This is a genomic window from Paenibacillus sp. J2R1T-4, from assembly GCF_059692235.1.
In genome coordinates, this window is record NZ_JCAUBA010000002.1 from 324,791 (window position 1) to 350,067 (window position 25,277).

The following is a 25,277-nucleotide window of genomic DNA, read 5'->3' on the forward strand; positions in this document are numbered from 1 at the left end:
ATTGCGTCCCGATACACCAAACACATCTGAAATGACGGTGCCGAGCTTTACGTTACATGATTCTAAGTATTTTTGGATACGATTTTTCTCTACCACCACCATGTTACTAGCAGTATTGGATGTTAAGAGTACGGTTAAACTTGCTGATGAATTTCATGCTGGGTTTGTTAGCAGTAGATCATGAATGTTTATTTAGAAGAAAAGCAATGGAAGATATTTGGAAAGTTGGACTATAATCATTTACTCTCTTGAGTGATTCGTATCCTCCCTTTAAAGTGAACCTATACATTGAAATTTTAGAAAGCTAAGACGGGCGGGTACAAATGGTGAATCATGAATCAATCCAGATGCACAATTATAGTGAATCTACAATCGAGGTTCTACAACAGTATGGTGTTGCGCCCTTGGAGTTGGAGTATTTAGGTCAGCGGGATACCGTTACTTTTCAAGTCATTACAACGAATGATAAATATCTTCTGAAAATCCATCCGGAGCGTCAGCAAATCTGCATGATAGAATCTGAGCTTTTATGGCTTGAGTCCTTATGTAGAGATACAGATCTGATAGTGCCTGAACCTGTTAGAAACAAGGGGGGAGACCTGATAACTACGGTCAGTATTAACGGAATAGGGAGCTTGATCGCAACCTTGTTTCGTTGGGTTGATGGTGAGATCCTGAATAGACAGCCGAATTCTCTGGAAGTGACACAATTAGCAGAAGCTATGGCGACACTACACATTCATTCCAGGCAATGGAAACGACCTGAAGGATTCGAAAGACCATTATATGATTCGGAATCTTTATTGGCGACCCTTGATAAACTAGCGCTGCTGCTTACAGAGAACATTATTACTCAGAGTCATTACGAAATCATCGAGACTACCATCCATCGTATAATTTGTGAGACGAGCAAACTTGATATTTCAAGCGAAACATGGGGCTTAATTCATTCCGACCTGCATGAGAGTAATTATGTTGTGAACGCAGGCAAGGTTCATCCCATTGATTTTTCTTGCTGCGGGTTTGGCTACTTTTTGTTCGATGTCGCAGAATCCCTCCTTCATTTATCTCCTAATAACTGTCATCTTTTTGTTGAAGCCTATAAACAAAGACGTTCACTACCCTCTGTAAATATTAGAACATTGGAGGCTTTCTTTTTATGGCAGATCATTAGGGGGTTCGCCTTTCATTCCGTCAATCCCAATGAGTACAAGTGGCTGTCAAATGAAATACCTAAGGTAACATCCTACTACTGTCAGAAATTCATCTCTGAAGAACCTTTTCTCTTTACTTGATAAAACAGGTTATACCAAAGGAGCGATACATGCTATTTTATTCAATTAGACCGGTTACTGATCAGTATCTGCCATTTCTATGGGAGATGTTGTATGAATCCTTATATGTTTCGGAAGGTCAGCAGCCATTGAGCAGAGATGTAATTAAACAGCCGTCCCTATCTAAATACTTGGAAGAGTGGGGCCGTCCAGGAGATGTTGGTTACATAGCAATTAGTAATGATGACCAGTCCATAGGCTCGATCACGATCCGATTATTCAGTGAAGCAAACAAGGGATACGGTTTTGTTAATGAGGAAACGCCGGAGTTAGGAATGGCTGTGCTAGCAGATTACAGGGGGAAAGGGATAGGTACAGCGCTGATGAGGACGCTTTTGGAGCAGATGAAGGTGAAAGAGTTAAAGACCATTTCTCTTAGTGTAGACCCCAACAATCCAGCTATCAACTTATATCGACGGTTTGGATTTAAAGAGGTGGGCATGGCAGGGACATCACTAACCATGATTGTGCAAATATGATCAGCACTCTTTGATTAAACGGGAGGTGAGTCAGTTGCAGACAGAAAATAGGGGAGATTTGAATCGAATACTTCGGGAATTAGGCTCTGACCAAATAGTGGACTTATTAAGTGAACGTCTTTCAGGAGCAGATCTGAATACTCTATTGCTCGAAGTATTTCGGAAAAAAGCTCAACATTCTTCGCCCAGCGACTTGTTGAGAAGATATAGAGATAATCGTTTCGCGCAACCAGCCATTGTTGATGTTATAGCATTAAAGCAATTGGAGCTCGATCTGCTCCGCATTGCACAAGGACATCAATATTCACCTGTACAGCTATCACCGGTTGCACCAATGGGGTCCTGCTCTATAGTGGCCACTTCAGATCAGAATAAAATCATCTCAGCCTTGAGAGGTACGGAAGTAGTGGCTGACGCTACGAATCTACTAGCCCTGCAAATCTGTGATTCTATCAAAACGGGTAAATTGAATCATGATAGAGACTTGATACGGTTCAGCACCACACATAGGCATGTCAGAGCTCAGAAATTCAAAAGCGGCCCTGGAATGCTTTCGCATTTTAGCGTATTCTGTCTAGTTGCTTCTGGCAAAGATAAAGGCTCCTATACTTTTGAGCAACAAGCAATAATTGAGCATATTTCGCTGTACAAACATATTTTCTCAGCCTTGTTTCAATCCGATCTTGAAGTTGTCTTCAGCATTCGTCAGGGATACAAAGATGCTGAGGGATTAGTTAGCAGGCTGGTTAACAACCTCAATGAGCGGCTGCCTGATGTAGTTACTTCCGTTAACTCGACGCGAGTAGATAACCAGTATTATAAAGGGCTCCAATTCACGGTAGTTACATCTATTAATGGTAAAATTCATCATATTGGTGATGGAGGTTTTGTGGATTGGTCTCAACAAATGTTAGGGAATACCAAAGAACGAATGCTGATTAGTGCAATAGGATTAGATCGATTATTTCTTTAATGAAAAAAAGAGACGTTATGACAATCGCTGATATAATGAAGAGGCGGATCTGTAGGTTCGGTATTACAAGGTCCTTAGACGAGATAAATTAAAAGAAGGTAAAATAACTATGATCACAATATCATGCACTAAGAAGCTATTTGAACTAAGCTCTTTTACTGAAGAACAAGATAATGAAACAAATTCTGAGTTTTATAAGTGGCATGCTAACGTGTTTCGGATGGGCAAAAAAAATAACTTAATTATTATGAATAATCAGACCAGATATTGTTTCATATTATTTGGAATAAAAAAGGAACATTTTAAAAATTTTAACCAATTATTTATTAAATCACTTATCGAGAACCTGAGTGCAGAGGGAATTCCGGATTCTTTAATAACCAATTATATAAATGAAATCGATAAGATAAAGTTTACCAAGACATATGATCGCAGTGTGATGGGATCAATGATAGATATGGTAAAAATGTCTGAATACCTAATTGAAAACTATATGCCATTACAAGAAGAAATGAATATCATCGAACTGAATAAATTAAATAATCATTCTCCCTTAGTGAAGTTGAAAAACTTTCCGGACCGTTTAATGAAAAAGGCTCTTGGTCTCTGAACCCATTGTTTGCTTTTTTTCTCGTTCGATGTAAGAAAATTAATTAAGTTTCAAAAGGAGGATGTATGAAATTTATTATCATATTTGGACCGCAAGCAGTTGGTAAGATGACGGTAGGACACGAACTAGAAAAAATAACGGAATTGAAACTTTTTCATAATCACATGACTATTGAATTGGTTTCTCCTTTTTTTAGCTATGGCTCAGAACCAGGGAAAAGATTAGTTAATTTATTCCGCCAGGAAATTTTCGAAGAAGTATCCAAGAGCAATCTAGAAGGATTGATCTTTACTTATGTATGGGCGCTAGACCTGCAAGCTGACTGGGATTATGTCAATAGAATTAGTGGAGTTTTTGAATCCAGGGGTGGAGTGGTTTATTTTGTAGAACTTGAAGCAGATATAGAAGAAAGACTTGAGCGTAACAAAAGCCCGCACAGATTAAATCATAAACCCACAAAAAGAAATATTGAGCGTTCTGAACGCGATTTAAGAAGCACAATGGAGAAGTACAGATTAAACTCTTATGCTGGAGAAATTAAGAAGGAAAACTATATTAGAATCAATAATACGGAGGTTAGTCCGGAAGAGGTCGCAACAATCATTAAGGAAAAGTTTCAATTATAGGGATCGCGAGGGAGAGAAGTGATCAATAACAAATTAACGATTAGACAAGCTACCATTCACGATCTACCCAATATTGTTCCAATCTTTGACACATATCGTGAATATTTTAAACAAGAGAAAAACCCAGCAGAAGTTGAAAGATTCTTATTTGAAAGATTTGAATATAGAGAATCTGTTCTATTCATTGTGCAGGAATGTGATCATCTTGTAGGGTTTGCCCATCTTTATCCGATATTTTCTTCATTGAGCTTACAACGAGTATGGGTTCTTAACGATTTTTTTATTTTAGAAAATTATCGGAATAAGGGCTTGGGAAAGCAGCTAATACAAGAAGTGAGAGTGTTTTCTGTAATGACCAAAGCAAAAGGCATTGAACTCTCAGTAGAGCATAGCAACACAAATGCATGGAGATTCTGGGAGAAGCAAGATTTTGAAATGGACAGTGAGTTTCGATATTACTTTTATAAATCATAATTTGTAAGTAGGGTAAAGGAGCACGCCATTGTTTAATTGGTTCAGGAAGAAACTCACAATTGAAGAACAATACAATAGTCTTAAAAACATTGGGATCAAATTAATAGAAGGGGTTAATCTTAACCAAGTCATTACAGATTTTGAAAGAAAAGAATATGAAGAAAAGCCATATTTATTACTTTGTATTTCTATGGGATCAGAGCTTGTGTTGAGTGATGGTTCTTTTTCGTATCCAAGTAATGATATATGGCATTTTGATAGAGAGTGTATTGAAGATCATGGGGATTACGCTTTGATAATCAACAGAATAGCCGAATTATTGAATGGTGAAATAATAATTAATGAAATTTCTGATTATGTGGACATAGAAAACAATGAAGTTTGGATATCTTTTCAGGTCAACGGTGAGGCTTACAATTATGATTTGTTAGCGAATGATGATTGGTTGGATCTGGATTTATTTAAGATATTCTCTGAATTGTTGGAGCGATATGGGGACAAGCGTAGATTTTATTACTCAGATCTTGGACAAGGGATTTTAGTAGGAGCTTATAATAAAGAGCAATGGAAATCTTTAAATAAAATATTAAATATATTTTTACCAGCATAGTCGTAGTTATTGTATAGGCAAGGTCACTAGGAATGCAGAAACATTATTATGAAACCAGCGATATGAATTTTCTATAAAAGGGTGTGCAGGATGTCTGAGCCAATAATTGTAGTGCCCTATAATGTAGATTGGAAAAAAGAATTTATTAGTATTGGGAGCTTGATTAGAGAAGCGTTGGATATTACAGCCATTAGAATAGATCATATCGGTTCGACATCAGTACAGGAATTAGCTGCTAAGCCAATAATTGATATTCAAGTATCTGTAAAGTCACTTGAATCTATAAATATGTATAAACCACTGTTTGAACAAATTGGTTTCATCCATAGAGCTGGAAATCCAGATCGAACTAAGAGTTATTTTAGGGAAACACCGGGCAATAGAAGAACGCATATTCATGTTAGGGAGTATGGGAGCTGGTCTGAACAGTTTGCTTTATTATTTAGAGATTATTTAAGAAATCACTCTGAGGATTGTGTGAGATACTCCGAATCGAAGTATGAATTAGCGAATTTATATAGAAATGAACGAGATAAATATGTTGAGGCAAAAGAACCAATTATTTGGGAGATCATGAAGAAAGCTAGTAAATGGAGTCAAGAAGTTGGGTGGAAACCTGAGAGTAGTGACATATAAAATTGGGTGAGGTGTTGAATGTATCATATTCGAGTTAGGCCAACTGCGCTTATACTTCGTGATGAACATGTGTTATTGGTTGAATATAGTGACGAAGCAGGTCTACATTACAATTTACCGGGTGGCGGTGCAGAACCAGGTGAAACGTTGGAAGAAGGCGTAAAACGTGAAGTGTTTGAGGAGACGCAGGCACAGATTAATGTGGGGTCAATTGCTTTTGTATATGAATGCGCCCCTCACAAACAATCCGGAGAATATGATACTACCAAACACTCTTTAAATATTATTTTTGAATGTACCCTAAAAGAAGAATCACACCCAAGATTACCCGATCGCCCTGATGAGACACAATCTGGAGTAAGATGGATACATTTAAATGAACTAGATACCATCATTTTATACCCAAGAATTCAAAGTTATATTAAAAACTATCTAGGGAATAGAACGACAGTAGAACTGATTAATGACTACATGTTAGAAAGTTATTCAAGGAAATAGTTTTAGAGCAGAACATTTTGTAAATCAAATTAGTGAATTAAAGCCAACAGAATTCATGTACGGTACTAGAAGAATAATTATCCGTTCATATTTACTAAATTCAATGGAACCTTGGGAAGAAGAGATGAAATGGGAATATGACATCAAGGGTAACTTATGTAGAACACTTTTGAGCAATGTGGGATGGACATACGTCTCCAATTGGACGGATAACGAGTCAAAGTTTTCATTAGGTGATATTGTGACAGTGAAAAGTAATTTAATAAATCCATATTCGAATGAAAATGAAGGGATTATTGGTGTAATTGCCGGAATTCCAAAATCATTGATTGAGTGGGTTTCTTTGGGGTATTCAAAAGACGAATGGTGCAACATTTATTTGATCGATTATGTGAGTTCTTCTGGGTATTTTACACATTGTCATGTAGATGAGAAAGGGATCTATTGGTATGAACATCCTATTCCCGAGGAGTTATCAATCCTTCAAGAATTTTCAAGGCACTACAAAGGAGAACAACAAATAGATCATTCTAAACTTATGAATATAATAAACAAAAGAATTTTAATGAAAAATATATTTTGAAAGTTGAATTTTATTTTTTAGAACAAAGAGGGTTAATATATGGGAACTTGGGGCTTCGGGATATTCGAGGATGATTTTACACTTGATATTAAAGATTACTACAAACAATTCAAGGATGAGGGCGTTTCTGTTAATCAATCAGTTTCAAGATTAAAGAGATTGTATAGTAATATTATTAATGACGAGGATTTCGGACCTGATTTAGAACCCTTATTCTATATAGGTTTAGCCGCTTCTTTAATCGAATCTAAGGAATTACTGGAAGAAATAAAATATAAAGCAATTGAGCATATATCGTCAGGGAATGGATTAGATCTATGGAAAGAGGCTGGTATCTTTTCTCTTTTAAGAAGGAAATTAGAATTAAGTAAATTAAAAAAACGATTAATGAAAGCTGAATGTATAATAGATCAAAGATTTATAGACGAAAAAGATTTAAACTCTGAAAGATTTGATCCTAGCAAACAAAATTATCAAGTATATGAGATTACATTTGTTTCAGGGAAGAAACTGATTGGAAATACAGTTCATCCAGAACTAAGAGAAATGTATTTTAGAAAAAATCCCTTGAAGTAACTTTTGCTTCGAATAATGTATTTAGTGGTCTGGCAGTTATAATTTATGGAGTCTAAACGAACTAGGCTTTCACTATCTTGCTTTTATATTCGATTATCCGTACATATGAAGCTAGGTGAGGTATATTTAATACAAGTGGTTAACCAATGAATTACCAAAGTAGAGAATAAAGCGGAAAATCCGCCCTACAGCTCGAGAGACGTTGTTTAGATATGCTCTAAAGCGGAATTTCCGCTCTACAGCTCGAAAAACGGTGCTTGGCGTTGCTCTAAAGCGGAAAATCCGCTCTATTTCTCTAGCGTTCAAATTTTCAAGAGATTGATTATTACTGTATACAAGGGGCGCGTCGCTTGGGGAACGTTAAAACAAAGTATTTTGACTACGGACAAGATGAAATAGATTACCTTAGTAGCGTGGATTCCATACTTGGGACAGCGATGGCCCGAATCGGTAAAGTTGAGCGTGCCATCATTCCTGACCTGTTCGCCGCACTTGTCTATGCCATTGTAGGCCAGCTTATCTCGGTTAAGGCTACCCATACCATTTGGGCAAGAATGCAGAATCAATTTGGAGAAATTTCTCCGCAGAATATGGCGATGCAGACTGCCGAAGATATTCAAAAATGCGGATTGACGATGAAAAAGGCTGGAAGCATTCAAAATATTGCCCAATCCATTACGCAAGGTGCTTTTGATATGAATGAGCTCCATGACTTGTCAGATGCAGAGGTTATCAAGAAGCTGATGACGTTAGATGGAGTTGGCAAATGGACGGCCGAAATGTTGCTAATCAATTCTATGGAGCGTCGTGACGTAGTCAGTTGGGGCGATATCGCCATTCGTCGCGGAATGATGAAACTGTATGGTCTTAGTACCCTTACGAAAGAGCAGTTCGAACAATACCGCCTTAGGTATTCGCCTCTAGGTTCAGTTGCCTCAATCTATTTGTGGGAAATTTCATTTGACTAAGGTTGGGCTTGAAACGTTAGGACAGATTGATTGAACGGTGCCTGCGATTAATTGTAATTCAATCTTAATGAAGGGAATTTAACAATCGATATGAAACCAGAACAAATCTCGACATTAACTTCATTATTAACAACTTTAGTTGGAACAAGCGCAACGATGATTGGTTTAGTTTTTTTAGTCTATACATTTATTATGCAATCAAGAAAAAAGACAAGGGTTGATAAGAAGGAGCAAAGAAACGAAGGATTTATCATGTTTGTGACATTATTTAATTTGGCAATTCCAATGTTTCTTTCTCTACTGTTTTTGAATTTTCTAACATTTAATTTATTGAATGTAACGGACGATGGGTTGTTGCATATTGGATATATGTCATTGAGTTATTTAATCTTTGTAGTTTTATGCATTATTACAATAAATGGAATGCTTATGTTTATAGGAAATAAATATAAGTTTGTAACCGGAATAGGAATATTAATAATCCTAGTTTCAATATTGTTAACAGTAGTTAATTATATATTTATAGGGATCCAGACGATCAGTATTTCTTTTGCTGTTATATTTATGATTTTTATTATTTTGATTACTTTACTACAGATATGGACATTTCTTCGAACAAAGCATGCTTACAATATGAAGTTGAATTGAACTAAATGGGATCAGCGAGACCGACAAAAGATCGGAAAAATCCAAGTTCATCTCGTTATCGTATAAATCTATTTCGTGATAAATGTGATAGATTAATTAGGATAAGACGTAATCAAGTGGAGGTGTAACAAGGATGGAGAACGGAAATGTACAAGAAATTCCTGAAATCACAGGGGAGTACCAAGTAGAGGCGGTGCAGGTAAAGAGTTTCCAGAGGGACGGCCATATTCTATTGCGTCATGTTGCTTCACCAAGTGAAGTGGAAGATTATCGGACACCTATCACACAAGCAGTGAAGCAATTGAATACCCAGAACAAACCACTGAATGAAAGGGATACGTATGGAAAAGCGTTCATACAAATCTCGAACATTTGGGAGTCACATGAAAATGTTCGCCGTTTTGTGCTAGCTCGCCGTTTCGCTAAGCTTGCGGCAGAACTAATGGGCGTGAGCGGTGTGCGCATCTATCATGATCAGGCTTTGTTCAAAGAGCCTGGGGGTGGACATACGCCTTGGCATCAGGATCAGATTTATTGGCCGCTGGATACAACGAATACGATTACGATGTGGATGCCTTTAGTCAACATCCCGCAAGACGTTGGATCCATGACCTTCGCCTCAGGCTCTCACAAGAAAGGTTATATTAACAAACTCGAGATCTCCGATGAATCGCATCGGACACTTCAGCAATATATCGATCATCAGCAATTTCCTCAAGTGAATTATGGGGGGATGAACGCCGGCGACGCGACATTCCATTACGGGTGGACCTTACACAGCGCACCTGGGAATCCAACAGAGCTTATGAGAGAAGTTATGACCGTCATTTATTATGCAGATGGTAGCTCACTGTTGGAGCCGGACAGCAACGCAAGAAGAGCGGACTTGAAGAGATGGTTTCCCGGCTTGCAAGCAGGGGACCGAGCAATCAGTCCATTGAATCCGCTTGTTTATTCGAGTGATTGAGTACAATCGATATGGACATGACCTAGGGGCTTAGCATAAAAGCGAGCTCCTTTTTACATTCCTCTGCATTAATGCATAATACTGAGCTTACGATATGCTCGGGGGGAAATACCTTGCCATTTTTTAAATACCTTGCTGAAATTATGAAGATCCTCATAACCCAGCTTACGGCCGATCAGTTCGATTTTCATTGCGGTTTCACGAAGCAGTTTTTTGGCTTCACGGTGTCTTATAAATTGAAGATATTTGTGCGGACTCATCCCGATAATATCTTTGAACAAGCGGATGAAATGATCCTCGCTCACATTGCAGCGGCTTGCCATTGCAGCATTAGGCCAGGGATCACCCGGGCTTCCTTCAATTTCCAATGCTAAATTGTGCATCATCTCGCGGTATTCGGAATGAAGATTGGGGCGATTGGACTTCGAATGAAACCTCCATAAGAACGTAAGGATTAACAGCATAAGTCCCCTGCACGCCATATCAGAGCCAGGATTACCCCTCGAATGCTCCATCACGATCCGTTCCATCCATTCTACCATTTCATAAGGAATGCCTTGATAATGGAGACTAAAAGCCGGATTTCCCGCCTCGGTTACTGGCATGGAGCAGAACCGCTCTGGATACACTTTGTTGTCTTGAACGGTGATATCTTGTTCAGCCAAGGTAGAGAGCTCGTTGAAGAAATCAAAATGAATCCCCATTAAAAGGGTGTTAGGTTCCGTTATGATTTCAATTCGATGCCGGATCGCTGAAGGAAGAAGCAACAAGTCACCAGCCCCGGCATGAATTCGATCGGCTTCGTGGGTGAAATGGATATGCAGTTCGCCCTGAAACAAGTAAATCAATTCAAAATCATAAATAGCCCGAAATTGTCCGGGATTGCGGTAAGCATGCTGAATTTGAGCCCAATGCACATTTGGTAAGATTTCAACAAACTCAAAGTTTCTCGGCTTGGGGTGATTATACATTTCGAGGCCTACCTCCATGTCGGAAAGGGATAACTTATCATCGATCTCCACCAAATATCTTGTTGTTAATTTGTGATAACATCTGAAGTAATTGCAGTAGGTTTCATTTTCCTTCTTTTCGGAATTGTATAACATGGACAGAAATTCAGCAATAGTCAAGCTTGTCTGCTGCTGGATGCAAGGGTATATCAAATGAGAGATAAAGGTGGAATTAACTATGAGCAACGAACTGGAAAAGGAATTCTCAGAAAAAGGTTACGTCATATTGGAAAACCTGTTTACATTAGATGAAGTCCAAGAGCTGAAGGAAGAAGTGGCACGAGTGCTGGAACAGGTGAAACAAGAGAAGGGTGAAGCAGCCGTGAAACACGGTGTTTACGTAGGCATGGCAGCCGCTAGCTCCATGTTCAAACAAGCGGCAGCGAAGCCTGAATTAACGGTTGCCCTAAAAAAAATTGTTGGAGATCAGGTTATTTTTCTGAGTGATAAAGTAGTCTTTAAGGATTCAAAGGTCGATTTCGGTTCGCCGTGGCATCAGGATTATCCATATTGGAAGGGCAGCCATAAATATTCGGTATGGATTGCTCTGGATGACGCCACACCGGATAATGGCTGTTTGAAGATTTTGCCGGGATCCCATTTAAAGGGAGCGCTTCATCACGGTGAAGGAGATAGCGATGGAAATGGCTTCTCAAGCCGATTGAAAGAGGATACTATCGATCAGTCTCAAATTATAGATTTACCCGCCTCGCGCGGAACGGCAATTATTTTCCATGATCTGCTCTTTCATTCTTCATATCCGAATCGTTCTGGCAAGGACCGCGTGGCATTAATATCTACCTATAAAGACGGAACACAGGAAGACCCCGCTTATGCTTGGGCTAGCGCAGCTTTTGCTATCTAAGCCTGTCCCCATAAAGGATAATAGTGATATAGGAGGGAAGCTGCTAGTGGACAATCAGGCATTAATCAAACCAATGAGTGTTATTAAGGCTACTGAAAAATGCCAGCCCCCAGAGTGGGCGATCCTCGAGCGCCGGTTGTTGGATACGATGAATCGAGCAGCGATGGAATTCGTTGCCCGCTACACCCGCAATGACCGAACTCTGATCTGGCGGGATCGCTGGCCAGGGATGGACGGATCAGATGATCCTTATGAGGGCTTCATGAACTTCCCGCTGCTCTATGCGCTCGGGGGAAGTGAAGAGGTATACCGCGTTTCACGTGAAATCTGGGAAGCGATTACATGGCAGTGGACCGAGTATGGGCAAATTCACAACGAATTCGACGCTTATTACGATTGGATGCATCACGGAGAAGGGTATCTGTTTTTCTATTTCTTCGGCTTGGCCGATCCCCATGTGCTCAAAGACAGGCAGCGGGCAATCAAGTTCGCCGGGTTCTATGGCGGGGATAACCCGGATGTGCCGAATTACGACAAGGAAAAGAAGCTCATTCGTTCTCCGATTACTGGCAGTAAGGGACCGCGTTTTAATCAGACCGCGGAGGATTGGGAGACACATCGCGAAATTTTGGACGAATATTTGCCGCCATTCGAAGATATTCCTGGCGTAGACGGGAATGGTAATGTTTGCCCCTGGTCGGACGATGAGGTGTATAAGGAAATCTTAAGTAGAGTCAACGAAAGACAAGCACGAGGTGATGTTCCGCTTAATTTGTGCGCAACCAGCTTGATCACACATGCTTACTTATATACATCGGATGATTCCTATCAGAGCTGGGTCCTGGATTATTTGGCAGCTTGGAAGGAGCGAATGGAGCGCAATGGCGGCATCGTACCGGATAATATCGGATTATCCGGTGAGATCGGCGAATACAACGACGGCAAATGGTGGGGCGGTTATTATGGCTGGCGTTGGCCTCACGGGGCACTAACAATATTGGAGCCGACGATCATTGCAGGCAGCAATGCTGTGCTAATGACCGGTGATTACTCACACTTGGAGCTGGCCCGATCCCAAATCGACCTGTTGTGGTCGCTCGGCAAACAGGAAGGTGACCAGTACCTCGTGCCGAACCGTCACTACGATGATGGGTGGCGTGACTACCGAATTCCACATCCGATGTATGGCATATATTTGTGGAATATCACGATGGACGAGGCGGATGCCGCGCGGGCAGAGCGAGGTTGGTCGTCGGTCCACTTCGACCAGATAGATCCGAGGCATCGCAGTTACGGACAGAAGACCAATGGCGGACATATGGGCTACAACGGCAATACCGCTCAATGGTTCCGTTATATACGCGGTAAGGATCCAAACTATCCGGTCGACATACTGCGGACGAACTATGAATTGGTACAGGCGCAGCTTGAGAAGATTCGCTCCGAGGAATTCGCCCCGGAGAAGACCGCTTTATCTCAGGCATCGATGACTATCCATCAGTGGCAAGAGCTGACGCCGGTGATGATCGAAGGGCTGGCGCAACTGACAATGGGTGCTCCGATGCACGTTTATCACGGCGGTTTGCAGCATGCACGAGTACGTTATTTTGATGCGTTGACGAAGCGGCCAGGACTGCCGGAATCAGTTGCTGCGCTTGTGGAAACCTTGGCGGCGGATTCCGTCACCCTGCAATTGGTTAACACTAGTCTTTTTGATGGAAGAGAACTGATCATTCAAGCAGGAACGTTCGGGGAACACGAATTCCTATATGCGGAGAAACTGACGGAAGATGGGGAATTGATGGAATCCATGCACATACAGGGCAAGTGGTTGCTTGTCCAAATGGACGTTGGGGCGGCGGTTCGGTTGCGCTTGGGCATGAAGCGGTATGTGAATCGGCCAACCTACGAAACACCATGGAGCGAAGCGAGCAGCTCACCTAGTGTGTTGCAAGGAAGAGAGCTAGAATAACTCGACAGTGGGAATGTGTGCACCTCTTGATTAGCTCTAGATAACCAATAAATAAAACGTGTTACAAGGGAGAAAATCAATCATGTTCACAAGGGAACGGGAAGCCATACATCAACAAATGCAAACGGTTCTGATCGACTACATGAAGACGATCTCTGCTTGGATAGATGGAGAAACGGGAGCGATTGAAGATCGGTGGGATACTATATACAGTGAGAATTATACGTCAGGCACAGCTGCCGTTATATTCGCAGGCGGCTACAGCTTTAGCGGAAACGAGGAAATGCGCGAAACTGCGCTGCAGTTGATCCGGCGTTCGACAGTACGTTTGAAAGACCAGAATGCTGCTCCTTTCACCCGAATGTTTATTTACCATTTCGGTATGATGGCGCTGCTGATGCTGCCGAAGGACGTTCGCAATCAGCACAAGGCTGAATTTGCAAATGATTTCTTACATGGAGAACCGCAGGATTGCGGCACTATCAATCTGAACTGTGCTGCTCTACAGCTAGGTAACGAGTTATTCCTTGATCAGCTTGGGTACCGTCCTGCCAATCAAGCGTTCATGGCGCAATTAATGGAATTGATAGAAGAACGGGAAAGCGATGGGTTTTTAAACGATTCATTTGATTTCAATGATCAAGTTACGTTCAGCGAACACGACGGCATGCCTATTTCCTACTCTGCTTTCATTATGTTTATATTGACCAGTGTAATGTCCGCTATCGAGGATTGGTCACCTGAACAGTCGGCGATCCGAACAAGGCTGGAAACGCTGATCGAGAAAGGGCAGCAATGGCTCAATCACGCAACATCATTTGATGGCACTTTTGCAATGATGGAGCGTAGTCGGCATCAAATGTTCACATGGGGTTCATTCGTAACGTATCAGGCTTATGCGGGTATGGGAGACGAAGGGTTATTCGCCAAAGCGTTCCAGTCATGGCTCCCTTATAAAAAAGAAGATGGCACTTACAGCATGACACCCAACTTTTTGCCTCACGAGCTGCGTGTCGGATACGAATGGTATACATTAGTAAGTTGTTATGGCATCCTTGGTATGACAGGGATTTCGGTTGCGGAGCGGATTATCCGCCTCAATCTGCAGATGGAACGTACGAATGACCGGAGCAAGCTGCCTGTGCGCAATCAATACGTGGATAAACGCAGTGGATACGCCTTCATTCGCAACCAGGATGACTTTTTTGCTTGCAGTCTGCGTATGCATCTTGGTAAATACAGTCCGGCCCTTTGCGGTTTTCATTATCGCATCAATGGGAGTAAGACACCGCTCGCCGAACCGAAGTTAAATGTGAAATGTTTAGCGACGGGGCTTTTTCAGCAGGGTTATGATCTAGGGGCATGGGAAGGCTTCTTGCTGCGTGATTCGGAAGGAACTGCCTATTTTCCCGATATGACAACGAATCCGGAAGTACAGTGGCTCGACAACGGAATCGAGATGACTGCACAGAACGAGCACCTCATTTGCAGCAAAACGATTCAACTGATTGGTTCTGGTATCGAATGGTCGTACAAATTGACAGTTAAAAAGGATTTTGCCTCTTGTGAGCATATTTTACCTCTTTTGCTTACGGATGGTCTTAATAGTACGAGAATTGAACGCCGGACAGAGCAGGGTTGGAAGCTTTCCTTTGCGGGAAAGAGGTATGAAATTGCATGCGACGCATGCGACAATAGGATAAGTACGCCCGAAGCGGTTTATGCGAATGAGAATAATTTGTCACTGGCACGTTCCTTACAATCCGTATCTGGTGTGTCGACTAATTTATCGCTTGTCGTATCCGGTTCAATACAGGCTGGAGACGAATTAACCTGGAAAACGCGGTTGGAGGAATATTAATGTAGACTTGAGGATAATGGGGGGATCTCAAGATGGAGTATACACAGCTTGGCAGAACAGGCTGGCGGGTATCCAAGCTCGGACTCGGCGGTGCACCGCTTGGCGGTGATTTTGGAGAAACGAATGACAGAGAGGTTGTGGAGGTGGTCCATGCAGCTATCGATCTCGGTGTGAACTTCTTTGATACGGCACCTTTGTATGGGCGCGGGGAGAGTGAACGCAGGTTAGGTCTGGCGCTGCGCGGTCGTCGCGATCAGGTTGTGTTGGCAACAAAAGCTGTAATGCGCGGGGAATCTTACTCTTACGAGAACACCATACAATCGGTGGAGGAAAGTCTTAGGCGATTGCAGACCGACTGGATTGACCTGATTCAACTGCACGAGTTGGAAACATGCGGTGCGGAAATGGCCATAAACGAGACGATCCCCGCTTTTCGTAAGCTTCAAGAACAGGGTAAGGTTCGCGCGATCGGAGTTAATGCAGGCCGGGTCGGGATGCTGCTGCCGTTTGTACAGGAAGGACTCGTAGATACGGTTCAGACATTCGGCAAATATACTTTGATCGATCATACAGCGGCTGATATCCTGTTCCCTCATACACAGCAGCACGGGGTTGGCGTCATTCACGGGAGTCCGCTGGCAATGGGGGTGTTAGCCGATCATCCAGCACCTTTCATGTTGAAATATGAAGCTAACCTAAGGGAAGCAGAGCGCCGTAAAGCGGAGCTCGCTTTCTTGCGTCAGCCTGGGGTCGGCGGTCTAATCGAACCTGCCATGCGTTTCTGTCTGGGCTGCCCCGATATCGCGGTGACTCTGACAGGGACAACAAGCGTACAGGAACTAACGAGAAACGTATCGTATTGCGATGGAAAGGGGCTCGAACCAGAAGCATTGAGACAAGTGTTGTCATTGTTCCGCGGGGAAGTTATGCCATAACGGGAATCTGGTTATATTTCATAATTGCAAGTGAACACTTCTATACAGAATATAGTAGGGAAGAACCCAAGAAGTGTGCAATTCAACGAAGGGTGGGTGAGGTCTTCGGTGATGATGAAATGGAGAAGCAGTTATTATTTTCGGTTGGTGCTTTCCTATACTGTACTGGCGCTCGTGCTAATCAGCATTACAGGGGGGTACTTGTTGACCAATGCGAATCGGATGATGACCAGTGAGGTTTCGAAGGAATCCAGATACGGGTTGTTAAATGTAAAAGATCTTGTGGAGAACAATTTTCTTCGTTTTTATGAAGACGCTTTCTTCAATAAGGTGCTTATGACCGTCAATAAAGATAGTAACGAGGAAATCAAATATTTGCTCGAGCATCCAGCACAAGGCAACGTTTCGCGGATCGTTCGTTTCATTACAGATCTCGGATTAATCAAGGATATGACCCCAGGGCTTGACGGCATTACCGTATATATGCACAAGGGCGGTTATGCCATGGATCATAATCGCTACTATGAATCTCCGAATAATTCCATGGATGCCGATTTTATCCGAAACCTTCCTAACACCCGTCCCAATCATTGGTTTATGCGCGAGAAGCCGGATTCTCAAGGTCATCAGGTCATGACTTATGTATTCCCGCTCCCATACTATTCATCGCCTGCCAATGCGACCGGTTTTTTGTATCTCGACATCAGCTTGAGTCATTTGAATTCAATGGTGCGAAACGTGCTGAATTATCCGCAATCTCATCTGTATATGTTTGATGAGTATGGTCGGATGATGGTTGGGGGGGATAACGTCAAGGAGGAGGAAGTGGCTGCGGTTCAAAGTGCGATGACACGTTCTGTGAATGAAAAAGAAACGGAAGCATTGTCACGGTATGAGAACAGTGTGATCTCCGTCCTGCCTAAAAGCGACTCATTGAACCGATGGAACTATGCCATTGTCAGGCCACTGGATTCTTTTCTGCTATCTGCAGATAAAATGAAACGTCAAGTGTGGACGGCTTGTTTGATGGCTCTGCTCGGCGGTATTATAGTTTCCTTCGTGATGTCTCGACATTTCTATATGCCGCTCAAAAAACTGCTATATTCGATCCGCAATCTCTATACAGGCCCTCCGCCGATCACTGGAGGGCATGAGTACGCGACCATCAATCAAATGCTCAAGTTCATTGATTTGAGCATGCTCCAGATGAAGGATGAGGTTCGATTGAAACAGATTACGGGGTTGATCACAGGCCAGCAGACAGCTGCGGGCTCTGGTAATCTGCCAGCCATCCCGTTGGAGTGCCGGTATGCAGTCGCGTACATCGTGACGACACCAGAAGGGAATGAAAGTCTTTCGCGGATAATCGGGGATCATCCTGAGCTTACCGCTGAACTTATCAGCCTGAGTGCAACAGAGCTAGCCTTACTCGTATTCATATATGATCATTCCGTTGAGACTTCTGCTGACATAATGAGAACACTTGAGGCAATGCGACTATCGTTGGGTACCGTTACTTTTGGAGCAGGCATCGGGAGTGTTGTTGATTCAGTTGAAGCGATTCATCATTCCTATCAGGAGGCCATGCAAGCCTACAGATATTCGTATGTCCGCGGCAGGGAAGCGATCATTCTGTACGAGGATATCTCGGTTTGTCGAGAAACGTTGCTTCTGCCCCATGTCGGTTACGAACTATTGCAGCATAAGGTGCAGGCAGGAAACGTATGCGAAGCAGAGTTATGGATCGATGAATTAAGCGATACCTTGAAGTCTGAGCTGCTCAGTGTCGAGACGATTGAACTCATCAGCTTGCGATTAGCTACCGTGTTGTCACAAGTCGTGATTGAACAAAAGTTGCATGATATGTTCCCGGTATTCGGCTTCCACGAAAGAATCAAACAGCCCACACTGGACGAAACACTGAACGTACTCAAAGAACAAGCTATAGGAATCGCGAAGTACATTAATGAGAGTCGGAATGATGCTCATCTTGAGAAAATCAGCCACTTAAAGTCCTTTATTGTAGAGCATATGGCGGAAGATCTCTCGCTTGAAGAGTTGGCTGGAAAAGTGAATCTTTCCCCGAATTATGTTTCGACTTTGTTCGGTTCGATTTCTGGCGAATCGTTTACCGAATATTTGAATCGGATTCGTCTGGAGCAGGCAGCCTTTATCCTTGTTACAGAAAGGAAGCTTGCAGTAGCCGAAATCGCCACAGCTGTAGGTTACCGCAATTCACAATATTTCTGTACCAAGTTTAAGGCTAAGTTCGGCATTACCCCGTTGCAGTACCGCGGTTCCGGGAAGATGCAGGAAAGTATGGCCAAGTGATCCATCCAACCAAGCTCATGTTCATCCTTACAACCCGATTCACATTTTGTTGTGACCCGGGTTGTTGTTTTTTATAAAATTTTCGATTCGATAATATTGAAAGCGGTAACAAGAAATAAACGAAACGATTTCGAGAGAAATGAAATAGACGGTTCTGCAGTCTTGAACTACATTTAGTGTTAAGAACAAACAAACATCATTGTGGAAAGGATGAAGATTAGATGCAGCCAGTCTCGACAACCGGGTCATCAGACTCAGCAGCCTCAACAGAACGATCCATGCTCCTGAACAACGGCAACATGCTAACCAAAGAACCATCATATTGGCGCAGAACTTGGAAATCATATAAGCGTTTCAAATATATGTTTATTCTTCTGCTCCCGGCATTAATCTGGTATGTAATCTTTGCCTATGGTCCGCTTTATGGCATTCAACTCGCATTCAAAGATTTTGTCATAAGCAAAGGGATTAATGGCAGCCCCTGGGTCGGGCTCAAGCATTTCTCCTCGATGATCAATGGAGCACAGGATTTTCATCTGATTATTCGCAACACACTGGTACTTAGCTTTTACCATTTGATATTCGGATTCCCGGCACCCATTGTACTTGCGTTGTTACTAAACGAGGTGCGGATGGAAATTTTTAAGCGAATTGCGCAAACGCTTTCATATTTACCGCACTTTTTATCTTGGGTTGTTGTGGCGGGATTTATGTTCACCGTCCTTTCCCCTTCAAGCGGTATTGTCAACATGATCATTGGGTGGTTCGGTGTCGAACCGATTTACTTTGTCGGGAAGGCGCAATATTTTCGGTTCACGTTGGTCATGTCGGCTATTTGGAAGGAAATTGGATGGGGTGCGATTATTTACTTAGCAGCACTAGCCGGTATTAACCCGCAAATGTATGAGGCTGCTGTTGTAGATGGAGCCAGTCGGTTCAAGCAACTGCTATATATAACATTACCATCCCTAATTCCGGTGATATCGATCATGTTCATCTTACGTATCGGTCATATCCTGGATGCCGGCTTCGATCAGGTACTTAATATGTATACACCAGCCACCTATAGAGTCGCAGATATTCTTGACACCTATGTATATCGGATTGGTCTCGAGCAGATGCAGTTCAGCTTCGCAACAGCAGTGGGTCTGTTCAAAAACGTCATTGCTTTTGCACTCGTCCTGTTCACGAACTATATTGTGAAGCGTTCCGGACAAGAGGGGCTAGTATGATTCATGACAGCGGAGAGGGGGAACCAAGGGTATGAAAATGACTCAGCCCGAAAAAGCATTTCAAGTTTTCTTGGTGCTTGGGCTCTCGTTAATGTGTATCACAATGCTATATCCGTTTTTGCACCAGGTTACATTATCACTTAGCGCTGATGCGCCCCGATTAGGGGTCAGCTTAATTCCGAAAAATTTCTCGACCTCATCCTACGAAGAACTGTTCAAAACAAAAGAAATCTGGACCGCTCTTGGTAACTCTGTTTTCCGGACGGTAGTCGGCACGATTATGATGGTGTCCATTATGTCGGCTGCGGCCTATGCTCTATCGAAGAAAGGGCTGCCGCATCGAAAGTTTTATACGATGTTCATTATTGTTACGATGTTTTTCAGCGGCGGACTGCTTCCCACGTATTTACTTATTCAGAATTTAGGTCTTCTTGATTCGCGGTGGGCATTAATATTCCCTTGCTTAATAAATACGTTCTGGTTAATCATTATCCGTAATTTTTTTATGGAGTTATCGGAGGAAATTGAGGAATCAGCAAGAATTGACGGTGCCAATGACATCCGCATATTTGTCGGGATTGTATTACCGGTATCACTTCCCATTATTGCTACGATGACGCTGTTTTGTGCGGTATATCATTGGAACGCCTGGTTCGATGCTCTGCTTTATACGCAAGGTCAAAAACAGATCGTTTTACAGATTTACTTGAGGCGTCTGATCGTCACACAGGATGATAGTATGATTACCTCCGCTTTAATGAGTACGGCTGCACCTCCAAAGGAATCGCTCAAGGCGGCTGTGCTGGTATTTACTACAATGCCTATATTGATGGTATATCCTTTCCTGCAGAAGTATTTCACCAAAGGAATTTTGGTTGGGTCGGTCAAAGGCTAAGACGGTTGTAAATTGTGTTATTAAGCGGGCGCACCAGTGCTCCTTGATATAAGAAAGAGCAACTCTAAAGGGAGGATTTTATATGAAGAGTAAAGCTTTAAAAGCAAGTGTCTCTGCACTATCGCTTATGATCGTACTGGCCGGCTGCAGCAGCAAAGAGGGTACAGGAAGTTCATCCCCATCCCCATCCGCAGCACCTAGCTCTTCCGCAACGGCAGCACCGGAGAAACCGATTGAGATTTCATGGATTGCCGCCTACATCCCGGGCACCGATACACTGGCTCAGAAGTATGTGGAGAAGAGATTTAATATGAAGATCAAGCCCATTGGGATTGACCGTTCCAACTGGGAGCAGCAAATTAACATTAAGCTTGCCGCTAACGAGAAGCCGGACTTCTTCGGGAACCTGGATTCAAGAATGGACAATTTCCACAATTGGGTTAAACAAGGAATAGTCGGCGAAATCCCGGTTGAAACGATCCGCAAGTTTGCACCCAAGTACTCCAAAATGATTGACGATGCAGATAAAACGAATTGGGATGTACCCGTAGTAGATGGTAAAAACTATGGAATTCCTAAAATCTATGCGGAGGGTGATTCTCCGTTTATACCGGCCTATAACGAAGCATGGCTCAAAAAGATTGGCTACAGCGCTCCTCCGAAGACAATTGCTGAACTCGAGGACGTGCTAACCAAGTTCCGCAACGATGATCCCGACGGCAATGGCAAGAAAGACACTTATGGGATCACTGCTCGCGGAAAAGACACATTAGGCAGCAACCAGATTTTTAATACCGTGTTCGCTTCACATGGGATTACACCTTCCGGTTGGGTATTGCAAGCCAACGGCAAGGTTCAATACGGTCTTGTTACGGAACAAGCTCGTGCTGCACTTAAGCTGTTGAACAAATGGTATAAAGCAGGCATCATCGATCCGGAATTCGTTACGGATGACTGGAACGCTTATCGTGCTAAGTTTGTAGGCGGCAAGGTAGGGATGCTGGACCAAGCCCTCTGGTATCATGACCACAGCAGCGGCCAAGTTGGACAAGATGCAATAAAAGCTAACATGAAATTTGTTGTCGGCAAACCGGTCGTAGGTCCGGCTGGCAAAATGATGGGAATAGCTCAAGGCTTCAAGCAAGTGCCATTCGCCATAGGTGCTGATGCTTCGAAAGATCCAAAGAAAGTCGAAGCTATCTTGAAAATGTTGGAAACTCTAGCGACCGATGAAGAAGCCTATATGTTGACTTCTTACGGGGAAAAGGGCGTTCACTATGATATTTCCGACGGCGGTATTGTACCAAAGCCTGATTTTACCGATCCTATTAAAGCGACTTCCGCATTGGGTATCAATTTCTTCAGCCCGACTAAGAGTAACAATCTGTTGATGCTGAAGAATGAATATCCAGCTGAAAAGGTAGCCTTCCGTACCCAAGTCAATGATAAAGGCATCACTGCCATTTCTGATGCTTTGCAGACGAAAATTTTACCTAGCTGGGATGCCAACAAAGATGCATTGCTCAAAATGGCGAAGGAATACGAGCTTAAATTTATTCTTGGCGAAGTAGATACAGATAAAGGATTTGATAACTTCGTTGCAGAAATGAACAAAGTAGGTTTGGAGAAAGCAACAGCAGAGGCAAACGAAATCTACGCTAAAATCAAGAAATAAGCATATGTAATAATATCCCGGCCCTGTTAGATGACGATTGGTGAATATGCCAATCGTCAGAAGACACGGCTGTCCATCAAGCGGCTAACGTCGACTGATGGACAGCTTTTTGCTTTTCCAGTAATGATTGGCATGATGTGGGATGTTCCAAATCTAGGAGAAGAGAGGAACTGGATCATGAAGAACACACCGTTTAATATGGCCGAATCGATATTCGAGCTGTTCACGGATCCTAAGCTGAGCGGGCTTCCGCAATGGCGGATCGAACCCGGGACAGCCCATGGGCTCAAAGTACATCAAAGGTGGGTGCTTGTGCAGTTCGAATGGACCTCCAAACCACAGCAAGGACCCGCATTGCGGATGACACGGGATTTCCAAGTCGATTGCTCCGCATATGACCATCTCATGATTTCACTTGTCGCTCCGGAAGGAGCGCTTCTGCGGATGGAAATCATGACGGATAAGGGAATGGTGGGGTATGAATCGGAACCGTTCGGTTCACTGAAGCGGGAATGCTACGTACCGCTCGAAGGTGCTGCTGAGGTACGTTCGGTTACGTTGGAAGTTTGGCCCCAAGGTGAGGGGCTTGGCGTGGGATGGTTCAATTGGATAGGTCTTCATGAGTCAGGGACGATCGACCGATATCAAGCACAGTGGAAGCGATTCGACGATCGATGGGAGGAATATTTGCAGCCTGAAAGCTTCGAACCTACTTTCGAACCGGCTTATGGGTTAGTTGTGAACAGCGGGGAATTGGAGCAATTGCGGAATAAGCATACAGCATGGATTAAGGAACATGACACAAGTCCGTTTCTCCAGCTTGCGGAAGATGCGCGCAAGCTTATTCCAGAGCAGATGATCGGGGAGTTCGTGAATTTCTGGAACGATACACGTTATTGCCGGGATCGCGACTATGGCAAATTGCTGCTCACACATGGACCGAATGCGGCCGCAGCTGCACTTCTGATGAAGGACAAGAACCTGCTCCGATTGGCTGCACGTTATGCCATTTCGATTACGATGTGCGATCATTGGGATAGCGGCTTCATCTGTTTTTTTCCGGGAAGCTCGTTTGAGCATCGCTCCTTTGTACAGTCCCTGTGTATGTTGGAGACGGCGGCGATTCTCGATATGGCAGGTGAAATGTTCACGGAATATGGTAAGGAAGTCATCCTGCGCAAAATCTCAGAGCATGGACAAGGCAACGCCAATTACATTACATGGAAGCATGAATATATATTTCATTGCAATCAGATGGCTTGGTTCAGCCCGGGACGATTGCTAGGCTATTCAGTGCTGGAACAGAGCATGCCACGGGTAAAGCCGTATACAGAGCTTGCTATGAAAGACTTGATTGAGAGTATGGAGCATACGATCCTGCCGGATGGCGGTTTTCTTGAAGGGCCTATGTATTTCACCTGGACCGCACGTCAATGTGCGCTCTCTCTGTATTATTATGGTCGTCAGCGGGGAATCGACTATGCTTCAGTTTTGCCTGAATCTTTGCAAAGAACGGCATCATTTGTGGAAGCACTTGTATCCACTTCGGATGATATGTTAATGATTCTGATCTGTGATGCCATATACATCAACCAGGAGTCGATTGCATACCTCGCTGCAATGATGCCGGATAGTCAATGGGTAAGTGTATTCCGCAAATCGCTAAAGCTGGCTGGTGGAATCCCGGACACACTGCCTGCATACTTGCTCGAATCATCTATTCCGCAACATGGACCAGAGCTGCTTCCTTTTCTTTCACTTCCGAATATGGGACTCCTGTCTTCCGTCAGGCGGCATGAGGGAGAGTTGGTCAAAATCCTCATCATGGGCAATCAGGCTGGTGCTGACCATACGCATGAAGACAAGGGCCATTTCGTGCTGGAATTTGCCGGAGAAACAGTGGCGATGGAGATTGGAAGTTGTGACTACAGCCATCCCATGGCGGAAGTACTCAAACACAGTCAACGACACAATATGCTTGTTCCTGTCGGGATGAAGGAGCGTCCACGGCCAACCAATCCGATCATGGTCGATGTCAAACCGCACGGGAGTGGCGACGAAACATCATTTCACGCGGAGATCGATGTAAGCCCGGGATGGGAGCTCTACTACCGTTCTTGGCTGCGCAAATGGGATTCACCGGCTCCGGATGAGATAACGATCACAGACAACTATGAGTTAATACAAGGAACGGGTGTTGAATTCTACTGGACGACCCCGCTGCCAGTTGAACTGGAAGGGGATTCTGTAGTGTTACTCGGCAAACGCGGGATTACCCGGATTACTGTACCGCCGAACTGTACTGTGCGGATAGATTCACTGCCCTTGCTAGGTGATGACTATAAGACCTTCCTTGAGCAACGCAAGGAAATGCTTTGCGGCAATACGCCGTTTAGCAACACGCAGACAAGAATTGCCTTTTGTCACGAGGGTATGCAGGGGACGCTGAGTGTCCGTATAAAGCTGGAATGCAAGTAAGCTGATATCCAAAGCAGCATTGTCGATTCAGCAACATGATG

The 25,277-nt window shown here is 43.3% G+C and carries 23 protein-coding genes; 22 read left to right on the forward strand and 1 reads right to left on the reverse strand.

The features are described 5' to 3' along the window. The first annotated feature begins 323 nt into the window (after nucleotides 1-323). The 13 genes from AC58QD_RS05105 (at nucleotide 324) to AC58QD_RS05165 (ending at nucleotide 9,982) form a co-directional block, all read left to right on the forward strand. A complete protein-coding gene (locus tag AC58QD_RS05105) occupies nucleotides 324-1,295 on the forward strand; it encodes a phosphotransferase enzyme family protein (RefSeq protein ID WP_497330694.1) in 972 nt (323 codons plus the stop codon). A gap of 29 nt (nucleotides 1,296-1,324) precedes the next feature. Then, nucleotides 1,325-1,813 (forward strand): GNAT family N-acetyltransferase, encoded by a 489-nt coding sequence (locus AC58QD_RS05110; RefSeq protein WP_497330696.1) that lies wholly within the window; start codon nucleotides 1,325-1,327, stop codon nucleotides 1,811-1,813. A gap of 34 nt (nucleotides 1,814-1,847) precedes the next feature. Next, nucleotides 1,848-2,786, forward strand: coding sequence for a hypothetical protein (locus AC58QD_RS05115; protein WP_497330698.1), 939 nt, complete (start codon nucleotides 1,848-1,850; stop codon nucleotides 2,784-2,786). A gap of 109 nt (nucleotides 2,787-2,895) precedes the next feature. Then, entirely contained in the window at nucleotides 2,896-3,396 is a 501-nt protein-coding gene (locus tag AC58QD_RS05120; protein WP_497330700.1) for a DUF6933 domain-containing protein, read from the forward strand. A gap of 65 nt (nucleotides 3,397-3,461) precedes the next feature. Further along, a complete protein-coding gene (locus AC58QD_RS05125) occupies nucleotides 3,462-4,022 on the forward strand; it encodes an AAA family ATPase (RefSeq protein WP_497330702.1) in 561 nt (186 codons plus the stop codon). Nucleotides 4,023-4,040: 18 nt separating this feature from the next. Then, nucleotides 4,041-4,496, forward strand: a complete 456-nt coding sequence (locus AC58QD_RS05130) for a GNAT family N-acetyltransferase (RefSeq protein WP_497330704.1) — start codon at nucleotides 4,041-4,043, stop codon at nucleotides 4,494-4,496. 28 nt (nucleotides 4,497-4,524) lie between these two features. Continuing rightward, entirely contained in the window at nucleotides 4,525-5,106 is a 582-nt protein-coding gene (locus AC58QD_RS05135; RefSeq protein WP_497330706.1) for a hypothetical protein, read from the forward strand. A gap of 90 nt (nucleotides 5,107-5,196) precedes the next feature. Further along, nucleotides 5,197-5,742: a GrpB family protein gene (locus AC58QD_RS05140; RefSeq protein ID WP_497330708.1), complete on the forward strand. Its 546-nt coding sequence runs from the start codon at nucleotides 5,197-5,199 to the stop codon at nucleotides 5,740-5,742. An 18-nt stretch (nucleotides 5,743-5,760) separates the two neighbouring features. Continuing rightward, nucleotides 5,761-6,240 carry an NUDIX domain-containing protein gene (locus AC58QD_RS05145; RefSeq protein WP_497330710.1) on the forward strand — a complete coding sequence of 160 codons (480 nt, stop codon included), beginning with the start codon at nucleotides 5,761-5,763 and terminating at the stop codon, nucleotides 6,238-6,240. Nucleotides 6,241-6,364: 124 nt separating this feature from the next. Next, complete coding sequence (locus AC58QD_RS05150; RefSeq protein WP_497330712.1) at nucleotides 6,365-6,823, forward strand: hypothetical protein; 459 nt, start codon at nucleotides 6,365-6,367, stop codon at nucleotides 6,821-6,823. 39 nt (nucleotides 6,824-6,862) lie between these two features. Beyond that, nucleotides 6,863-7,399 carry a hypothetical protein gene (locus AC58QD_RS05155; RefSeq protein ID WP_497330714.1) on the forward strand — a complete coding sequence of 179 codons (537 nt, stop codon included), beginning with the start codon at nucleotides 6,863-6,865 and terminating at the stop codon, nucleotides 7,397-7,399. A gap of 350 nt (nucleotides 7,400-7,749) precedes the next feature. Further along, complete coding sequence (locus AC58QD_RS05160; RefSeq protein ID WP_497330716.1) at nucleotides 7,750-8,367, forward strand: DNA-3-methyladenine glycosylase family protein; 618 nt, start codon at nucleotides 7,750-7,752, stop codon at nucleotides 8,365-8,367. A 781-nt stretch (nucleotides 8,368-9,148) separates the two neighbouring features. Next, nucleotides 9,149-9,982 carry a phytanoyl-CoA dioxygenase family protein gene (locus AC58QD_RS05165; protein ID WP_497330718.1) on the forward strand — a complete coding sequence of 278 codons (834 nt, stop codon included), beginning with the start codon at nucleotides 9,149-9,151 and terminating at the stop codon, nucleotides 9,980-9,982. Nucleotides 9,983-10,050: 68 nt separating this feature from the next. Here the strand turns inward: AC58QD_RS05165 and AC58QD_RS05170 are convergent, their stop codons facing one another. After that, a complete protein-coding gene (locus tag AC58QD_RS05170) occupies nucleotides 10,051-10,953 on the reverse strand; it encodes a helix-turn-helix transcriptional regulator (protein WP_497330720.1) in 903 nt (300 codons plus the stop codon). Between the two features lie 217 nt (nucleotides 10,954-11,170). Here AC58QD_RS05170 and AC58QD_RS05175 point away from each other — a divergent pair, with 217 nt between their 5' ends. From AC58QD_RS05175 to AC58QD_RS05215, 9 genes are all read left to right on the forward strand, one after another. Further along, nucleotides 11,171-11,857 (forward strand): phytanoyl-CoA dioxygenase family protein, encoded by a 687-nt coding sequence (locus AC58QD_RS05175; protein WP_497330722.1) that lies wholly within the window; start codon nucleotides 11,171-11,173, stop codon nucleotides 11,855-11,857. Between the two features lie 46 nt (nucleotides 11,858-11,903). Beyond that, nucleotides 11,904-13,829: a DUF8034 domain-containing protein gene (locus tag AC58QD_RS05180; protein ID WP_497330724.1), complete on the forward strand. Its 1,926-nt coding sequence runs from the start codon at nucleotides 11,904-11,906 to the stop codon at nucleotides 13,827-13,829. Between the two features lie 82 nt (nucleotides 13,830-13,911). Then, on the forward strand, nucleotides 13,912-15,690 hold the full coding sequence (locus tag AC58QD_RS05185; RefSeq protein ID WP_497330726.1) for a hypothetical protein: 1,779 nt from the start codon (nucleotides 13,912-13,914) through the stop codon (nucleotides 15,688-15,690). 32 nt (nucleotides 15,691-15,722) lie between these two features. Then, nucleotides 15,723-16,625 (forward strand): aldo/keto reductase, encoded by a 903-nt coding sequence (locus AC58QD_RS05190; protein WP_497330728.1) that lies wholly within the window; start codon nucleotides 15,723-15,725, stop codon nucleotides 16,623-16,625. Between the two features lie 111 nt (nucleotides 16,626-16,736). Further along, nucleotides 16,737-18,956 carry an AraC family transcriptional regulator gene (locus AC58QD_RS05195; protein WP_497330730.1) on the forward strand — a complete coding sequence of 740 codons (2,220 nt, stop codon included), beginning with the start codon at nucleotides 16,737-16,739 and terminating at the stop codon, nucleotides 18,954-18,956. 221 nt (nucleotides 18,957-19,177) lie between these two features. After that, nucleotides 19,178-20,188, forward strand: coding sequence for an ABC transporter permease (locus tag AC58QD_RS05200; protein WP_497330732.1), 1,011 nt, complete (start codon nucleotides 19,178-19,180; stop codon nucleotides 20,186-20,188). A 31-nt stretch (nucleotides 20,189-20,219) separates the two neighbouring features. Next, a complete protein-coding gene (locus AC58QD_RS05205) occupies nucleotides 20,220-21,083 on the forward strand; it encodes a carbohydrate ABC transporter permease (protein WP_497330734.1) in 864 nt (287 codons plus the stop codon). Between the two features lie 82 nt (nucleotides 21,084-21,165). Continuing rightward, complete coding sequence (locus AC58QD_RS05210) at nucleotides 21,166-22,758, forward strand: type 2 periplasmic-binding domain-containing protein (protein WP_497330736.1); 1,593 nt, start codon at nucleotides 21,166-21,168, stop codon at nucleotides 22,756-22,758. Between the two features lie 30 nt (nucleotides 22,759-22,788). Next, nucleotides 22,789-25,236 carry a hypothetical protein gene (locus AC58QD_RS05215; RefSeq protein WP_497330738.1) on the forward strand — a complete coding sequence of 816 codons (2,448 nt, stop codon included), beginning with the start codon at nucleotides 22,789-22,791 and terminating at the stop codon, nucleotides 25,234-25,236. Nucleotides 25,237-25,277: the final 41 nt, after the last annotated feature.